The sequence below is a fragment of the Amycolatopsis japonica genome, assembly GCF_000732925.1.
GTDB classification, from domain to species: domain Bacteria; phylum Actinomycetota; class Actinomycetes; order Mycobacteriales; family Pseudonocardiaceae; genus Amycolatopsis; species Amycolatopsis japonica.
Genome location: NZ_CP008953.1, coordinates 6,503,191 through 6,518,243, shown reverse-complemented (window position 1 = coordinate 6,518,243; position 15,053 = coordinate 6,503,191). Strand labels below are relative to the sequence as shown.

Sequence of the window (15,053 nt, the reverse complement as noted above, 5' to 3'; positions counted from 1 at the left end):
CGAGGGACCCTTACTTTCGTCAGGAAACGTGGTCGCGGTAGGCCTTGACGGTCTCCGCGAGCACCTCGCCACCGGGACGGCGCCAAAGGTCGGCGTCGAACACCTCGACCTCGATCGGGCCGGTGTACCCGGCGGCCTCGACACACGCCTTCAGATGCCGGTGGTCGATCGGGCCGTCACCGGGCAGCGCCCGGCCGAGCAGGGTGTCGGTCAGGGGCACCTTCTGGTCGCAGACGTGGAATCCGGCGATCCGGCCCGCCGCCGCGGCGATCGACTCCTCGATCCGCGGGTCCCACCACACGTGGAATTCGTCGACGATCACGCCGACCTGATCGGCCGGATGTTCCAGTGCGATCGCCAGCGCCTCGTCCACAGTGGACAGGACGGAACGTTCGGCGCACTGCATGGGGTGCAACGGTTCCAGGCCGAGGCGGACCCCGCGCTCACCGGCGTACGGCGCCAGCTCGCCGACCGCGTCCGCGACACGCTGTCGCGAAGACTTCAGGCTGCCGTTCACCCCGCCGACGACCAGGACGAGGACGTCCGCACCCAGCGCGGCGGCTTCGTCGATCGCCTCCCTGGTCTGCGCGACACCGTCCACAGGGGATCCTTCCGGGGTGACCCCGGTGAAGAAACCGCCACGGCACAACGACGACACGCCGACGTCGTACTCCTTGAGCAACCGGGCGGCTTCGTCGACGCCGGTCTCGGCGACCTTGTCGCGCCACAAGCCGATCCAGCGGACGCCCGCCTCGGCGCAGCCCGCGACGGCCTCCGGCAGCGACCACGCCTTGGTGGTGATCTGGTTCAGGCTCAACCGGTCCATCAGGACACCCCCGCCGCGGCCAGCAGCGGCCGCATCCGCGCGACGGCGAGCTCCGAATCGGTGAGCGCGCCCGCGGCGTCGGCCAGGCGCAGCAGTTCGGCCAGATGCGTGATGGACCGGGCCGATTCGCGGCCCGCGACCATACGGAAGTGGTCCTGGTGCCCGTTGAGGTAGGCGAGGAAGACGACGCCGGTCTTGTAGTTCCTCGTGGGGGCACGGAAGATGGCCCGGCTCAAGGCGACCGTCGGGTCGAGCAGACCGTGGAAACCGGCCTTGTCACCCTCGTCGAGGCGGGCGAGCGCGGCGCCCGCGACCTGCGCCACGGCGTCGAAGATGCCCAGAAGCGCTTCGCTGTGGCCCTGCTCGTCCCCGGCGATGAGTTCCGGATAGTTGAAGTCGTCGCCGGTGTAGCACTTGACGCCTTCGGGCAGCGCGCGGCGGAATTCGGTCTCGATCGACGCGTCGAGCACCGAAACCTTGACCCCGGCGATCACGCCGGCATGCTCGGCGCAGAGCCTGCCCAGTTCCTCGGCCGCCTTGCGGACGTCATCGTGGCCCCAGTAGCCCGCCAGCGCCGGGTCGAACTGCTCTCCCAGCCAGTGCAGCAGGACCGGGCGGTCCGCGCCGGAGAGCAGTTTTCCGTACGCGGCATGGTAATCCGCGGGCCCGGAAGCCGACGCGGCGAGCGCGCGGCTGGCCATCACGACCGGGATCGCCCCCGCCTCGCCGACCAGGTCCAGCTGCTCGCGCCAGGCGTCCACAATGGACCCGGCGGTCGCCTCGCCGTCGGGGAGCTGGTCGGTGCCGACGCCCGCCACCCACGGCCGTCCGGCGGCGAGCGCCCCGGTGCGGCGGATCAGCTCCTTGGTCGTGGCCCAGTCCAGGCCCATCCCGCGCTGCGCGGTGTCCATGGCTTCGGCGACGCCGAGACCGCAGGACCACAGGTGCTCGCGGAAGGCGAGAGTGATGTCCCAGTCCAGGACCGCGCCTTCTTCGGGGTCTGCGGGGGAGAACGGGTCGGCGACGACGTGCGCGGCGGCGTAGGCGATCCGGGAGGTCGGCGGCGTCGCCGGTTTCGCGGGCGTTTCCGCCCCTCGCGGCGTCCATTCCGCCAGTCCGCCGTCGGCGGTGGGAAGGGCGATCAAGGTCATCGGGTCTCCGTGGCGCGGGTTTGAGAAAGCGCTTTCTCAGACCACGTTAAGACACCCCGCGGGCCGCACACAAGGGTTTCAGCGCGCGGGAGCGGCGGTGCTGCGGCGCAGGACGACCTCGCCGGACATCTTCACCACGCGCGGCCGGGTGCCGGGGGAGGCCTTGAATGCCAGGTCCATGGCCCGTTCACCCAGCTTCTCCAGCGGCAGCGCGACCGTGGTCAGCGCGGGCGTGAGATCGCGCACTACCGGGATGTCGTCGAAGCCGGCGATCGACATCTCGCCGGGCACGGAGACCCCGGCGTCGCGCAGGGCCGACATCGCGCCGATCGCCATCACGTCGGTCACCGCGAACACGCACGTCGGCCACTGCTTGCGCGGCCGGGCGAGGACCTTCTCCATCGCCTCGTAACCGCCATCGCGGGTGAACGCCGCCTCGAAGACGTCGTCCTCGGCCAGTTCGACGCCGTGCTCCAGCAGTTCCGCGGCGAACCCGTCGAGACGGTCGACGACGGTGGTCAGGCTCTTCGGCCCGGCGAGCACGGCGAAACGGCGGTGTCCCAAGTCCAGCAGGGCCTTCGCCAGTTCGGCGCCGCCACCCCGGTTGTCGGGCTGGACGGTGTCCACTTTGAGCCCGCGATGCCTGCTGACCGCGGCGACGTGCCCGCCGCCGCGCCGGTACGGCTCGAGTTCGGCGGCCATCGCCTTTTCCCACGCCTTGTCCTCGAACGCGGAACCGATCAGCAGAATGGCCGACGCGCGCTGGGCACGCAGCGTCGAAACGTACGCGACCTCCTTGGCCGGATCGCGGAACGTGCTCGCGAGCATCACCAGAAGATCGTTTTCACTCGCCGCGCGCATGATCCCGCCGGCGATCGCGGCGAAATACGGATCGCCGACGTCGTGGCAGATCACCCCGACGGTCGGCTGTGAGCCACCGGCCAATGCCTGAGCGTGAGCATTGGGGGTGTACGAGAGCTCGGCAGCCGCGGCGATCACTCGTTCGCGGAGATCCCCCCGGACGGTGGCGGTGCCGTTGAGTACGCGGGACGCGGTCGCGAGCGACACGTCCGCGGTGCGCGCCACATCTTCCAGCGTCACGTGGGGGCGGGCCTTCATCGATCCTCCAAGCTGGCGTTTGGGGCATAGTGGCGGACATGCTCGGCCTTTATCCGGAAATCGAACCTTACGTCCAAGGGATGTTGCCCGTCGGTGACGGCAACGAGATCTATTGGGAGGAATGCGGCGATCCCGAGGGCAAGCCGGTGATTTTCCTGCACGGCGGCCCCGGGGGCGGTTCGAGCCCGAGACATCGCAGACTGTTCGATCCGGACAGGTACCGCATCGTCCTTTTCGATCAGCGCGGCTGCGGGCGCAGCACGCCGAACTGCGCCACCCCGGAGGCGGAGCTTTCCGTCAACACGACGTGGCACCTGGTCGCCGACATCGAGCGCTTGCGCGAGCATCTGGACATCGAACACTGGATGGTCTTCGGCGGTTCGTGGGGGAGTGTGCTCGGGCTGACCTACGCGGAAACCCACCCGGGGCGCGTCACGGAACTCGTCCTCCGCGGGGTCGCCACCTTGCGGGTGAAGGAACTGCAATGGCTCTACGGCGGGGGAGCGGCGTTCCTCTTCCCCGAGGCGTGGTCGCGGTTCCTGGCCCCGGTGCCGTATTCGCGCCGGCAGGAGAACCTGATCGAGGTCTATCACGAACTGCTGAGCCATCCGGATCCCGCCGTGCACGGCCCCGCCGCGATCGCGTGGAGCCGGTGGGAGGGGGAAACGGTCAAACTGCGTCCCCACGACGAGGTGATCGACGCGTTCAGCGATCCGACGTTCGCCCTCGCGATCGCGAGGATCGAGAACCACTACTTCCGGCACGGCGGCTGGCTGGCCGAAGATCAGCTGCTCCGCGACGCCGGGAAGCTCCGGGACATCCCGTGCGTTCTGGTACAGGGACGCTATGACGTGGTCACCCCGGCCATCACCGCGTGGGAGCTCAGCCAGGTGCTGCCTTCCGCCGAACTGGTGATGGTCGGCGACTCGGGTCACGCGTTCGACGAACCCGGCACCCTGCACGAGTTGATCAGCGCGACCGACCGGTTCGCGCGAGACTGGCAGGGCGCCGGTACACGCAAGGACGAGAGGAACGCAGACATGCTTTTCGGTGACGAGCACGTCCGTCGCTACGAAGAGACCGACGGCGAGGTGGGCCACGACTGGGAGCAGGGCGCGCCTTGCCTCATCCTCACCACCAAGGGCCGCAAGACCGGCGAGGACCGCAAGTTCGCGCTGATCTACCAGTTCGACGATGACGACAACCCGGTGATCGTGGCGTCCAAGGGCGGCGCGCCGGAGGACCCGGGCTGGTACAAGAACCTGCAGGCGAACCCCGAGGTGAAGGCCCAGGTCAAGGCGGACAAGTTCACCGCGCGCGCCCGGACCCTCGAAGGCGAGGAGCGCGCGAAACTGTGGGAGAAGCTCGCCGCCGTGTGGCCGGATTACAACGACTACGCGAAGAAGACCGACCGCGAGATCCCCGTGGTGGTGCTCGAGCGCGTGTGATCCGCGCCGCGTTCGCGCGTGGTCGTAGCCGAACCGGAGCGGGTTCGGCTACGAATTACGTCCATGGTGCTGAGACCTCGTGAACGCTGGACCGCGCTGAGCCCCGCTTCGGGGGACTTGCTGACGTTCCGCCAGATGATCGCCTTCGGCCGGCGCTTCGCCCGCGCCGGCCGGGGCGCCTGGTTCGCCTTCGCGATCAACGTCGTGTGGCCGTTCCTGGTGCTGTTCACCCGGTTCCGGGTACGCGGCGGTGAGCACCTGCCGTCGTCGGGCGGCTTCCTGGTGGCGTCGAACCACCTCTCGTTCGCCGACCCGACGACGGTGACGGCGTACTGCCTGGCTCATGGGCGCGTGCCGCGCTACCTGGCGAAGGCGAGCCTGTGGGACGCGCCCGTCATCGGCTCGGTGATGCGTTCCGGCAAGCACATCCCGGTCTATCGCGGGGCCGCCACGGCGTCGGACGCGTACCGCGACGCCGTCAGCGCCGTCCGTGAGGGTGAATGCGTCGTCATCTTCCCGGAAGCCACCTTCACGGATCACCCGGACGGGTGGCCCATGCGAGGGAAGACCGGGATCGCGCGGATCGCGCTGGAGACCGGTGTCCCGGTGATCCCGCTGGCGAACTGGGGCACGCACCACCTGCTGCCGTCGGACGCCGTGCTCCCGCGCGCCTTCCCGCGCAAGACGGTGAACCTGGTCGCCGGTCCGCCGGTGGACCTCTCGGACCTCATGACGCCTTCGCCGTCCCGTGAGGTGCTGGAGGAGGCGACCAAGCGGATCATGACCGCGGTGACCGAGCTGCTGATCGAGATCCGCGGTTCGCGTCCCGAGTAGGCAGTCTCACCCTTCGGACCGCCCCGGTGAGGGTAGGTTTCGGGGTATGAGTGCACACTATGACGTCGTTGTCCTGGGGGCCGGAGTCGGCGGTTACGTGGCGGCGATCCGGGCGTCGCAACTGGGGCTGAGCGCGGCGGTCGTGGAGGAGAAGTACTGGGGCGGTGTCTGCCTCAACGTCGGCTGCATCCCGTCGAAGGCACTGCTGCGCAACGCCGAACTCGCGCACATCGTGACCAAAGAGGCGAAGTCCTTCGGGATCCAGGTCGAGGGGAAGGTCAGCTTCGACTACCAGGCCGCCTTCGACCGCAGCCGCAAGGTCGCGGACGGTCGCGTCAAGGGCGTGCATTTCCTGATGAAGAAGAACAAGATCACCGAATACGACGGGCACGGCACCTTCCTCGACGCCAACACCATCGAGGTCAACGGCGAGCGGATCACCTTCGACAACTGCGTGATCGCCACCGGCGCGACCGCGCGCCTGCTGCCGGGCACCACGCGCAGCGACCGCGTGGTCACCTACGAACAGCAGATCATGGAAAACGAACTGCCGGAGAGCATCGTCATCGCCGGCGCGGGCGCGATCGGCGTCGAATTCGCCTACGTGCTGCACAACTACGGCGTGAAGGTGACCATCGTCGAATACCTCGACCGGATGGTCCCGCTCGAGGACGCCGAGGTCTCCGCGGAACTCGCGCGCCGCTACCGGAAACTCGGCATCGAGGTGCTGACGTCGACCAAGGTCGAGTCCATCGACGACACCGGCTCCAACGTGCGCGTGACCGTCTCGAAGAACGGCGAGCAGCGTGTCCTGGAAGCCGACAAGGTGTTGCAGGCCATCGGTTTCCAGCCGCGCGTCGAGGGATACGGCCTGGACAAGACCGGCGTGGAACTGACCGACCGCGGCGCCATCGCCATCGACTCGCGCGGCCGCACCAACGTCCCGCACATCTTCGCGATCGGCGACGTCACCGCGAAACTGATGCTCGCGCACGCGTCCGAATCCATGGGCGTCGTCGCCGCCGAAACCATCGCGGGCGCCGAGACCATGGAACTCGACTTCGTCATGATCCCGCGCGCGACCTACTGCCAGCCGCAGATCGCCAGCTTCGGCTGGACCGAAGAACAGGCCCGCGAAAAGGGCTTCGACGTCCAGGTGGCGAAGTTCCCCTTCACCGCCAACGGAAAGGCGCACGGCCTCGGCGAGGCTGTCGGCTTCGTGAAGATCCTGAGCGACGGGGAACATGGCGAACTGCTGGGCGCGCACCTGATCGGCCCGGAGGTGACCGAACTGCTGCCGGAACTGACTTTGGCGCAGCAGTGGGACCTTACGGTGCACGAAATCTCGCGGAACGTGCACGCTCACCCGACACTGGGGGAAGCGGTCAAGGAAGCCGTGCACGGCCTCGCTGGCCACATGATCAACATGTAAGCCCTCGTGAGTGGTACGGACGGTTAGAACCGTCTGTACCACTCACGAGCTGGTTATGGCTGCAGCGATTCGTGCGGCTAGCTCCTCGGCCTTGCGTTCCTCGAAACCCACCCAGTACCTGAGTTCGTGGTGATGCCACCGGTCCACCTCGGATACCTCTCGGTACATGCGGGCGTTGGCCCGGTGGAACGTCAGCCACTCCGATGCATCCGCCTCCGGCCGAGGGCGTCGGCTCGCCGCGTCGGTGTGCGCGTCACGCAGGGTCTGCGGCTCGGTCTTCATCAATCCCTCCCTCTCGACGCCGTCAGTTTTCGGCAACGGCGGAGACGTGATCACCTCACGGAAGGACATCTTGGGACGTCCTTGGTACGGTCGAAGACGTCCCTACAAGTCCCTGGAGCACGGATGCCGAACGAACGCCTTCGGGACGCCTTGCTGCGTAACGGCTTCTCGCTGGAGCAGGTCGCCGATGCCACCGGGGTCGATCAGAAGACCGTGGAACGGTGGATCACCAAGGGGCGGACGCCGTACCCGAAGCACCGCCACAAGATCGCCGCGATGGCGCGCGAGTCCGAGACCTACCTCTGGCCGGACTCGGTAGCCCCGGAGCGCAAGGCGGAGACGGCAGCCGCCGAGGTCGTGCAAGTGTTCCCGCACCGCAATGTCATTCCGGTCGAGCTGTGGGACCGGCTGATCAAGGAAGCGTCGGGCACTGTTGAAGTCCTGGTCCACGCCGGGCTGTTCCTGGTGGAGCGCCCGCGGTTCGTCAAGGACCTGACCGCCAAAGCCGCTGCGGGAGCGCGGGTCCGCCTGCTGTTCGGTGATCCCTCCAGCGATAGCGTCGCTCTGCGCGGGGCCGAGGAGCAACTGGGCGACGGGACGCTCGCGTCGCGCATCCGCAACGCACTGGCGTTCTACCGGCCGCTGGTCCGAGTGAACGGAGTGGAGATGCGCTTCCACGACACCACGCTCTACAACTCGATCTTCCGCTTCGACGACGAGATGATCATCAACACGCACGTCTACGGCTTCCAGGGAGCCCACGCCCCGTCCCTGCACCTCCGCCGGCTATCCGCCGGGGACCTCTTCGAGACCTACTCGGAGAGCTTCGAAGCCGTCTGGAACCTCGCCAAGCCCGCCACCTTCTAGGAGGCCACCCATGGCACGCGTCGACTACCTCAACGATCCCAACGCGCCGAAGGCGAACAGCATCGCGGTCGCTGTGTCCGTGTTCATCCAGGACGACGAGGGCCGGATTCTCATGATCCGGCGGACGGACAACGACCTGTACTCGATCCCTGGTGGGCAGCTTGAGCTCGGTGAGACGTTGTCGCAGGCCGCTGTGCGGGAGGTGCGGGAGGAGACCGGGATTGAGTGTGAGGTGACCGGGGTGATCGGGCTGTACTCGAACCCGAACCACGTCATCGCGTACGACGATGGCGAGGTGCGGCAAGAGTTCTCGATCTGCTTCCGCGCGAAAGCGATCGGCGGGACGCTGCGTACTAGCGCTGAAAGTAAGGAAGCTGCTTGGGTAGCGGATTGTGAAGTATTCCAGCTAGAAATTCATGACTCGATTAAGCTTCGAATCGATCACGCTCTAGCTGAACGCCCATCGCCGTTCTTCTCGTAGGGTCTGCTACTGTGTCGGCGCAAGATGTTGTTGAGTCTATCTTATTTGCCATTGAATTTAGATATTCGACCGGTGTTCATATCGTGCCCCTCGCTCTGTAGCCACGAAGTGGAGCTTTCGGCGTCGCGCTCGGGATTGAACCATTGAATTGCCCCGAGTCGGCTGTAGTGAGGATATAGTTCTGCTAGGACGCGGCGTTGTGTATCATCGAACGAGAAGACGGCGACGTCTAGGTAGATCGCAGCTTCTGTGATGTGAACATCTTTTAATATAACCATGCGCTTTTCCTGCTGCTTTACATGGTTAGTGATGGATTCTCGGAGGTCTGCAAGTCGTCGATCGCGCTCTCGTCGAACTCGGCAACGCTGCTCCATGTTGGCAAGCCATCTGGTCATGAATCTTGTCGCATGTCGCTGCCACTCAGACTGAAGATCGGGGGTCATGCACACCCCGATCCTTCCTGCTTTAAGTCGAAGTATTATTTTATGAGTGTTTGCCAATAGATCTGAATTGTTTTCGCTGACTGAGCGCGCTACGCACGCATCAAGTAGGACGTGACTACTCGGCTTCATTTTCCGACGCCTCCTGCACTGCGTTCAAAAATTCCCAATCGGCTTCGTCGGCAACTTCATCGAAGTCGACAGGCCATCCGCCGAAGCGGCCAAGCTTATCCAATTCAGCTTTTTCGACCTGGGTAAACCCCGTCTGGGAATCCCTTGAAAACCAATTCAGTGATACTCGGTCAGGACTAATCAATCCGCGGGCAATGGATGTCTGGATGGATCGGAGTAGAAGGGAGCTATGCGTTTCCACTATGACGCGGACGCCGCGCATCGACGCGGCTACAATAACCTCACCTAGTCTTGTCTGCGCTTTGGGGTGAAGGTGCGTCTCAGGCTGTTCAATATAAACGATTTGGTTCATTCTAGCGGCGTGCAGCGCCACCAATATCGGAAGAGTTTGACTGACGCCGAACCCTACATCGGCAATGTTTACCAAGTCATTTGCGCCGCTGGATTGAGGTGAAGGCATGCGGGCAACTAGTAGCTCAAGACGTACGTCGTCGATACGTTGTGCCTTCACCTTCCAGGTGAGGCCAAGGTGTCTGAGGTCCTCTCCAAGCGCCGTCAGTTTTGCCTTTCCGTGAGCGTCTTCCGAGCCCCATTTATGGATAACGCTGGCCACGTATAGCTCCATTGTCCCTGGGTATCGCACGCCGGCTGCTGAACTCGTGTATGTGCGCTCCGGGTTTCCTCGAAGGCCGGGGACGTGAATAATGTCTCTAAGGAACCGAGCGTAGTCCGAGGAGCCGAACCCGGATTGACTAATTAAGCCAACTCCGCGAGTGGTTCTACGGTTGTCGAGTTCCACGTCTAAGAAGCAGTGCTCCCTGTACGGGATTAGCTTAAACGTGTCGTCCGAGGCTTCAGAATCCCAGAGCTTCCGTCGACTCTTCTGGTACTCAATGAATTCAGGATTGAATCTCCTGATTAGCGTGTCTGAAGTACTTGACTTTCCAACTCTAATTGCTTCGTCTTTGTTGACATACTCACTCTCGTTGAGGGTTAGCCCTTGATTTTGCGAGTACGAGTAAGTATTTTTTACGCTCGCCGCGCCGATTTGTATTTTAACCTCTAGGCTTTCAGCTGTATCGGAGCGACTTTTGCCGCGGCTAAGACCTTGTAGCCAAGAGGTCAGCTGTACATTTGGCCCATGTATTAGCAATGCGCCCGGATCAAATTGCGCTTCGACCGTTTGCTTCAACATTAAAAATGGCTGCATGAAGCTCGATTTTCCTGAGCTGTTTGCGCCTGAAATTAGCGTTAGTGGAGCAATGTCGAGCGTGACCTCGTTGCGGATCGCCTTATATCCTGCAACTGAGAGACTTACGGCTCCACGGCGATTTATGGCACGCCAGCGGGCTGTGCTCGCTGGGGATTCGCTCATGTCAACCTCTTCTTTTGGTATGCAATTTCAGGCAATAATGCTAAAGCTGCCGAACTTGGCTCTATGGGATCAAGGCGCGCCGCCGTCGGCGGCGCGCTGGTCACCTTGCGTCCGAGCCTCGCTTGCGGGCGCACCTTGCCCGACACGGCGGGCTGCCGCTCCGCTCCGCCCATCGGCCGGGCGGTGCGCCCGCTGAGACCGTGGCAGGTGTAGCCGCCGCCAGCGGCGCGCAGGTACGCCAATGAGCACGTCGGCCCTCCTCACACAGACGATCGTGATCAGAGGTCGCAGGCGGACCAACGGCTGTTACGCGGAGCCATCGCCCCGATGCCAGATCGTCACAACGGCCGTCACGCCGCGTCAAGGCGGGAAAGCGTGCCTTGACCCGACGCAACGGCCGCATGGATGGCTTCGTATCGGGGAGATGGGGAGGAGTGGGGCGAGTGCCAGGCCGTGTGACGTCGGGTAGGGGTGAGAACACGCGAGAAGTGTCCACCTTGTCCGCGCAGGTCAGGGGTCAGAAGCGGCGATCATGCCCACGTCAGAGAAACCTCGGAACCATAAGATCAACATGTAAGCCTTCGTGAGTGTTTCGGGTCGTTAGAACGACCCGAAACACTCACGACCATCGGTACCGCCGGTTTCGCGTGATTGACCGGACGACACGCGTGATCAGCCGGACGACACGCGTGACTGGACGGACGACACGAGTGCGACGGGCGCGAGTCGTCCGCTTGAACACGTGTGTCGTCCCTGTAGTCACGCGTGTCGTCCGTCCAAGCACGCGCAATGCCTGTAGCCGCCAGGAGTAGGACGGAAAGTGGGCTAGAGCGTGTGTGTGGCGATCAGTTGCCCAATGGCCCGGATGTCCGAGCCCCGGAATTCGAGGCGCACGTTCCCCAGCCCGCTGAACCAAAGGTCCAGTTCCGCGTCGAGGTCGAAGGTGCCCGCGGTTTCGATCGAGAAGGCCTGGATCCTGTTGTAGGGCAGCGAGGTGAAGTCCTTCTTCCGGCCCGTCATGCCCTGGACGTTCACCGCGATCAGCCGCTTGTTCGTGAACACCACGAAGTCGCGCACCGCCTTGAACGACGAGATGATCTGCTCGCCGGGGATGATGATCGGCTGCACCGTCGGCGCGATGTCCTTCGGCTTGCACGGCGTGAGCTTGAAGACGGTGTCCTTGGAGAAGTCAATCATGTACCCAAGATACGGACGAGCGCGACACCGGGACCCGTCCCCGGCGGGATCTCGCATAATGCCGGGGAGCAGGAGGAGGGACGATGAAGCGGCTCACGACGACGCACGAGAGCCTGGCGCTCGGTGTGCCCCGGTCGGCGCCCGGCGCGGTCTTCGCGCTCACGCTCGCGGGCGGCGTGTCCGTCGATCCCGGCGAGGGCGGCGAGATCTCTTTCGGGCGTAATCGGCCGCAGGTCGACGTCTGTGTGGGCGAGAACGACCTGCAGGTCAGCCGTAAGCACGGGCTGCTGAACTTCACCGACGGGCAATGGTGGGTCAGCAACACCGGCCAGCTGCCCATCCGCCTGCCGAATTCCCGCTGGCTTTCCCGCGGTGAGGAGCCGATTCCCCTGTCGGACGGGTACACGCCGCTGTTCGTCCGCGGTTCGGGCAGGAGGGAGCATCTGCTCGAGTTGTACGTCGCGGGTCCCGAGGGCGGGCATCCCGTCACGCGCCACGACGACGTCACCGTGCCGCCCCGCCGTTGGCGCCTCAGCGCGGAAGAACGCCTGGTCCTGGTCGTCTTCGGGCAGCGTTATCTGCTGCACGACCTCAATCCGCAGCCGTTGTCCCGCCAGCAGACGGCCGAGGTGCTCTCCGAACTCAGGCCGGACGAGACGTGGACCGCCCGCCGGGTCGAGCACGTCGTCATCGACGTCCGGGGGCGGTTGTCCGCCGGCGGCGTTTTCGGGCTGCGGCGCGAAGAGGTCGGCGAGCCGGTCGGCAACGCGTTGAACGACAACCTGTTGCGCGAACTCGTGTTGTCCACGACGCTCGTCCCGCCGGACCTCGCCCTGCTCGAAGCGCTCGACTGACTGTCCATAGAGGACGGTCAGCGCACGCCTTCCATCGCCGCCTTCGCGACGTCGCTGCCTTCATCCGCCTGAGTCGCCACCTTGACCAGTGCCGCGGTGGCCTGATCCCGGCTTTCTTCGGCCTTCACGCGTCCCGCCGAGGCCGCGTTCACGCCGAAGAAGGCGCCCACCACGGTGCCGATCACCGTTCCCGCCGCGGTGATCACCGCCGTCACGTCCGAAGTGTTCGGATACCGCCACACCGCCGCGACCGCGATCACCGCGAGCGCGCTGAGGCCCGCCAGCACCGTCATGAAACCGTAGTTCCTGCTCATGGCCCGCTCCCTTCAGGCTCTTTGCGCTCATGCTTCGCCCGAACGGTGCCCATCGTTACGGCAAAAGGCCGGACCGTTATCCGCCGATGCCGAAACGGATGTCGTGCTCGGAATCCGGCACTACGAATTCCAGCAGCCGCGCGCCCTCTTCGGCGATCGAATCCTGATCTTGCAAGGGTTCCCGCGATTCGATCGTCAGGGTCGCCCCTTTGATCGCCCAAATGGCCAGGAATTCACCGTCGACCAGGAGCGTGCCCCGGCGGCCGCCGTTACCCGGTGGCAACGGCACACGGCGGCCGTCGGGGATCACCCGGACGCGGTCGGCGTGGGAGAGCAGGACGTTGTCGTACTCGGGAAGGAACCGGGGCGGCGCCGGGGTTTCCGGGTCGGGGCGTGGGGCGCCCGGAAGGTCGAACAGTTCCTTTCCCTCGACGTCGGTGAAGGTGATGAGCCGCGCCCGCAGCCGCTCGAAGACCTCCTTCAGCCGAGTGAGCCCCGACCAGACCTGTGCGTCGCGGACGGTCGCCGGGCCGAACGCCCCGAGATAGCGCAGCACCAGGTCGTCGAGGGAGACCCCGTCCGTGATCGGTTCGCCGACCCAGTCTTCGAGCAGGGCGAACGCGGCCGGTCCGGTCTGCCCCCACAGGCCACGCGGGGTCACATGCGCGAGGGGGAGCAGGCTGTTGACCGCGTAGCCGAGCGTCGGCTGGTCCGCGTCGGGCCATCGGGGCGCCAGCGCGGCCCGGATCTCGGCGCGGGTACGTGGCCGTTCGGCGATCAGGGCACGCCCCGCTTCGGCGACCGCGGCGAGGTCGAGCCCGGCGACTTCCCGCGAGTAGTGGCCGAGGAAACCGCGCTCGACCACTGGTTTGAGGGTGGGCCACAGCGCGAGGCCGTCGGCGGCCGTCACCAGGTGCACGGTGCCGCGCATCAAGGTCATCCGGACGGCTTCGCGGGCGGCCAGCGGCTTCGCCAGCTCGTCCACCTGGAAATCCCGAAGCCGTGACCACAGTCCGACGTAGGACGAGTCGGGGGCCTGCGCCTGGAGGCCTGCCAGCCGCTCGATCGCGGTGATGGCGGGCAGATCGGCACGATCCAGCAGGAGTTGCCTGGCCAGAGTCGCGCGGTTGAGGGCCCGAGGGCTGAGCTGTTCCATTCGTCAGACGCACTTTCGCAGGAAGGAACGGAGGTCTTCGGCGAACAGGCCGGGGACCTCCATCGCCGGGAAGTGGCCGCCGGTGTCGTACTCGGACCAGTGTTCCACCGGACCGTCCTGAAGGCTCCGGATCGTGGTGTCCCCGGCGAAGACGGCGATCCCGCGTGGCGGACCGGCGGGCGCCTCGCCGCCGTCGTCCCATCCGCCTTGGGCCATCTGCCGGTAGACCTCCATGCCTTCGTAAACCGCGTGCGCGGAGGAAGCGCCGGCACCGGTGAACCAGTACAGGCTCACCGCGGTCAGCAGGTGGTCGCGATCGACGGCGTCGTCCGGCAGTTCCTTGGCCGGATCGGTCCATTCGGCGAACTTCTCGACGATCCACGCGAGCTGGCCGGTGGGGGAGTCGTTCAGCGAATAGGCCAGCGTCTGCGGCCGGGTCGCCTGAAGGTGCAGGTAGCCGAGACCGTCGGACTGGAACCGGTTGAAGCGTTCGCCGCGCTCGCGGTCCTTCTCGTCGAGGCCGTCGAGGTCGATGGCCGGACCGAACGGCATGCCCGCGCTGGTTCCGGTGAGGTGCACGCCGACCACCCGGTGCGCGGCGATCATCGACAGGATGCCCGCGACCCCGGCACCCGCGTCGGTGCCGTGGACGCCGAAACGCTCGTAGCCGAGGCGGTCCATCAGCGTGATCCACGCCTGGGCGACGCGGAACAGGTTGCCCCAGCCGGGGCCGTTCACCGGGCTCGAGAACCCGTAACCGGGCAGCGACGGGATGACCAGGTGGAACTCGCCGCTGAGCTCCTCGACGACCCGCCGGAATTCGAACGGCGAGCTCGGCCAGCCATGCGTGAGGACCACCGGCAGCGCGTCGGGGGCGGTCGACCGGATGTGCAGGAAGTGGATGGTCTGGCCGTCGATCTCGGTGGTGAACTGCGGGAACTCGTTCAGTTCCGCTTCCTGGGCGCGCCAGTCGAAGCCGTCGGCCCAGTACTCGGCCAGCCCCTTGAGATAGGCGACCGGGACGCCTCGGCTCCAGCCGCCGGTGACCTCACGGGGCCAGCGGGTGCGGCTCAGGCGGTCCCTGAGGTCGTCGAGTTCGGCCTGGTCGATGGCGATGCGGAAGGGCTTGATCTCAGTCATGGGGC

16 protein-coding genes and 1 pseudogene are annotated in these 15,053 nt (G+C 65.6%); 8 read left to right on the top strand and 9 right to left on the bottom strand.

What is annotated here, in order from left to right; all coding sequences use genetic code 11:
* Nucleotides 1–19 precede the first annotated feature (19 nt).
* The 3 genes from AJAP_RS30165 to AJAP_RS30155 all read right to left on the bottom strand — a co-directional run bounded on the left by AJAP_RS30165 (nucleotide 20) and on the right by AJAP_RS30155 (nucleotide 3,096).
* The gene (locus AJAP_RS30165) at nucleotides 20–826 is read right to left on the bottom strand and encodes a sugar phosphate isomerase/epimerase family protein (protein ID WP_038517609.1); all 807 of its coding nucleotides are present in this window, start codon (nucleotides 824–826) and stop codon (nucleotides 20–22) included.
* Nucleotides 826–1,977, bottom strand: a complete 1,152-nt coding sequence (locus tag AJAP_RS30160; protein ID WP_038517606.1) for a dihydrodipicolinate synthase family protein — start codon at nucleotides 1,975–1,977, stop codon at nucleotides 826–828. The genes AJAP_RS30165 and AJAP_RS30160 overlap by 1 nt, the downstream gene beginning before the upstream one ends.
* A gap of 78 nt (nucleotides 1,978–2,055) precedes the next feature.
* Nucleotides 2,056–3,096 (bottom strand): LacI family DNA-binding transcriptional regulator, encoded by a 1,041-nt coding sequence (locus tag AJAP_RS30155; protein WP_038517603.1) that lies wholly within the window; start codon nucleotides 3,094–3,096, stop codon nucleotides 2,056–2,058.
* 38 nt (nucleotides 3,097–3,134) lie between these two features.
* Here AJAP_RS30155 and pip point away from each other — a divergent pair.
* From pip to lpdA, 4 genes and pseudogenes are all read left to right on the top strand, one after another.
* Nucleotides 3,135–4,073 (top strand): annotated as a pseudogene (gene pip / locus AJAP_RS30150) (prolyl aminopeptidase); the annotation flags it as partial.
* Nucleotides 4,074–4,136: 63 nt separating this feature from the next.
* Nucleotides 4,137–4,544, top strand: a complete 408-nt coding sequence (locus AJAP_RS45440) for a nitroreductase family deazaflavin-dependent oxidoreductase (protein WP_435826488.1) — start codon at nucleotides 4,137–4,139, stop codon at nucleotides 4,542–4,544.
* A gap of 63 nt (nucleotides 4,545–4,607) precedes the next feature.
* A complete protein-coding gene (locus tag AJAP_RS30145; protein ID WP_037346845.1) occupies nucleotides 4,608–5,378 on the top strand; it encodes a lysophospholipid acyltransferase family protein in 771 nt (256 codons plus the stop codon).
* Between the two features lie 46 nt (nucleotides 5,379–5,424).
* Complete coding sequence (gene lpdA / locus AJAP_RS30140; protein WP_038517600.1) at nucleotides 5,425–6,810, top strand: dihydrolipoyl dehydrogenase; 1,386 nt, start codon at nucleotides 5,425–5,427, stop codon at nucleotides 6,808–6,810.
* A 42-nt stretch (nucleotides 6,811–6,852) separates the two neighbouring features.
* Here lpdA and AJAP_RS30135 read toward each other — a convergent pair whose 3' ends face one another.
* Nucleotides 6,853–7,092, bottom strand: a complete 240-nt coding sequence (locus AJAP_RS30135; protein WP_051972858.1) for an AMED_5909 family protein — start codon at nucleotides 7,090–7,092, stop codon at nucleotides 6,853–6,855.
* Nucleotides 7,093–7,215: 123 nt separating this feature from the next.
* Here AJAP_RS30135 and AJAP_RS30130 point away from each other — a divergent pair, with 123 nt between their 5' ends.
* Together AJAP_RS30130 and AJAP_RS30125 are read left to right on the top strand one after the other, a co-directional pair.
* Entirely contained in the window at nucleotides 7,216–7,959 is a 744-nt protein-coding gene (locus AJAP_RS30130) for a DUF5919 domain-containing protein (RefSeq protein WP_038517597.1), read from the top strand.
* A 10-nt stretch (nucleotides 7,960–7,969) separates the two neighbouring features.
* Complete coding sequence (locus AJAP_RS30125; protein ID WP_038517595.1) at nucleotides 7,970–8,440, top strand: NUDIX hydrolase; 471 nt, start codon at nucleotides 7,970–7,972, stop codon at nucleotides 8,438–8,440.
* Between the two features lie 558 nt (nucleotides 8,441–8,998).
* On the opposite strand, the gene AJAP_RS43205 is transcribed toward AJAP_RS30125, so the two are convergent.
* A complete protein-coding gene (locus AJAP_RS43205) occupies nucleotides 8,999–10,387 on the bottom strand; it encodes an AAA family ATPase (protein ID WP_084098390.1) in 1,389 nt (462 codons plus the stop codon).
* A gap of 63 nt (nucleotides 10,388–10,450) precedes the next feature.
* On the opposite strand from AJAP_RS43205, the gene AJAP_RS44160 reads away from it, so the two are divergent.
* On the top strand, nucleotides 10,451–10,600 hold the full coding sequence (locus AJAP_RS44160) for a hypothetical protein (RefSeq protein ID WP_158509809.1): 150 nt from the start codon (nucleotides 10,451–10,453) through the stop codon (nucleotides 10,598–10,600).
* Between the two features lie 612 nt (nucleotides 10,601–11,212).
* On the opposite strand, the gene AJAP_RS30120 is transcribed toward AJAP_RS44160, so the two are convergent.
* Entirely contained in the window at nucleotides 11,213–11,584 is a 372-nt protein-coding gene (locus AJAP_RS30120; protein WP_038517592.1) for a PH domain-containing protein, read from the bottom strand.
* An 83-nt stretch (nucleotides 11,585–11,667) separates the two neighbouring features.
* On the opposite strand from AJAP_RS30120, the gene AJAP_RS30115 reads away from it, so the two are divergent.
* Entirely contained in the window at nucleotides 11,668–12,438 is a 771-nt protein-coding gene (locus AJAP_RS30115; protein WP_038517590.1) for an FHA domain-containing protein, read from the top strand.
* A 17-nt stretch (nucleotides 12,439–12,455) separates the two neighbouring features.
* On the opposite strand, the gene AJAP_RS30110 is transcribed toward AJAP_RS30115, so the two are convergent.
* The 3 genes from AJAP_RS30110 to AJAP_RS30100 form a co-directional block, all read right to left on the bottom strand.
* On the bottom strand, nucleotides 12,456–12,752 hold the full coding sequence (locus AJAP_RS30110) for a hypothetical protein (protein ID WP_038517587.1): 297 nt from the start codon (nucleotides 12,750–12,752) through the stop codon (nucleotides 12,456–12,458).
* Between the two features lie 76 nt (nucleotides 12,753–12,828).
* On the bottom strand, nucleotides 12,829–13,908 hold the full coding sequence (locus AJAP_RS30105; RefSeq protein ID WP_038517584.1) for a winged helix DNA-binding domain-containing protein: 1,080 nt from the start codon (nucleotides 13,906–13,908) through the stop codon (nucleotides 12,829–12,831).
* A 3-nt stretch (nucleotides 13,909–13,911) separates the two neighbouring features.
* Nucleotides 13,912–15,048 carry an epoxide hydrolase family protein gene (locus AJAP_RS30100; protein WP_038517581.1) on the bottom strand — a complete coding sequence of 379 codons (1,137 nt, stop codon included), beginning with the start codon at nucleotides 15,046–15,048 and terminating at the stop codon, nucleotides 13,912–13,914.
* Nucleotides 15,049–15,053 lie beyond the last annotated feature (5 nt).

Bases quoted from the DNA above. Each gene is read 5' to 3' on its own strand.
- AJAP_RS30125 (WP_038517595.1), top strand. From the start codon at position 7,970: ATGGCACGCGTCGACTACCTCAACGATCCCAACGCGCCGAAGGCGAAC.
- AJAP_RS30135 (WP_051972858.1), bottom strand. From the start codon at position 7,092: ATGAAGACCGAGCCGCAGACCCTGCGTGACGCGCACACCGACGCGGCG.
- lpdA (WP_038517600.1), top strand. From the start codon at position 5,425: ATGAGTGCACACTATGACGTCGTTGTCCTGGGGGCCGGAGTCGGCGGT.
- AJAP_RS30115 (WP_038517590.1), top strand. From the start codon at position 11,668: ATGAAGCGGCTCACGACGACGCACGAGAGCCTGGCGCTCGGTGTGCCC.
- AJAP_RS30160 (WP_038517606.1), bottom strand. From the start codon at position 1,977: ATGACCTTGATCGCCCTTCCCACCGCCGACGGCGGACTGGCGGAATGG.
- AJAP_RS30120 (WP_038517592.1), bottom strand. From the start codon at position 11,584: ATGATTGACTTCTCCAAGGACACCGTCTTCAAGCTCACGCCGTGCAAG.
- AJAP_RS43205 (WP_084098390.1), bottom strand. From the start codon at position 10,387: ATGAGCGAATCCCCAGCGAGCACAGCCCGCTGGCGTGCCATAAATCGC.
- AJAP_RS45440 (WP_435826488.1), top strand. From the start codon at position 4,137: ATGCTTTTCGGTGACGAGCACGTCCGTCGCTACGAAGAGACCGACGGC.
- AJAP_RS30165 (WP_038517609.1), bottom strand. From the start codon at position 826: ATGGACCGGTTGAGCCTGAACCAGATCACCACCAAGGCGTGGTCGCTG.
- AJAP_RS30110 (WP_038517587.1), bottom strand. From the start codon at position 12,752: ATGAGCAGGAACTACGGTTTCATGACGGTGCTGGCGGGCCTCAGCGCG.
- AJAP_RS30105 (WP_038517584.1), bottom strand. From the start codon at position 13,908: ATGGAACAGCTCAGCCCTCGGGCCCTCAACCGCGCGACTCTGGCCAGG.
- AJAP_RS30155 (WP_038517603.1), bottom strand. From the start codon at position 3,096: ATGAAGGCCCGCCCCCACGTGACGCTGGAAGATGTGGCGCGCACCGCG.
- AJAP_RS44160 (WP_158509809.1), top strand. From the start codon at position 10,451: ATGGGATCAAGGCGCGCCGCCGTCGGCGGCGCGCTGGTCACCTTGCGT.
- AJAP_RS30100 (WP_038517581.1), bottom strand. From the start codon at position 15,048: ATGACTGAGATCAAGCCCTTCCGCATCGCCATCGACCAGGCCGAACTC.
- AJAP_RS30145 (WP_037346845.1), top strand. From the start codon at position 4,608: ATGGTGCTGAGACCTCGTGAACGCTGGACCGCGCTGAGCCCCGCTTCG.
- AJAP_RS30130 (WP_038517597.1), top strand. From the start codon at position 7,216: ATGCCGAACGAACGCCTTCGGGACGCCTTGCTGCGTAACGGCTTCTCG.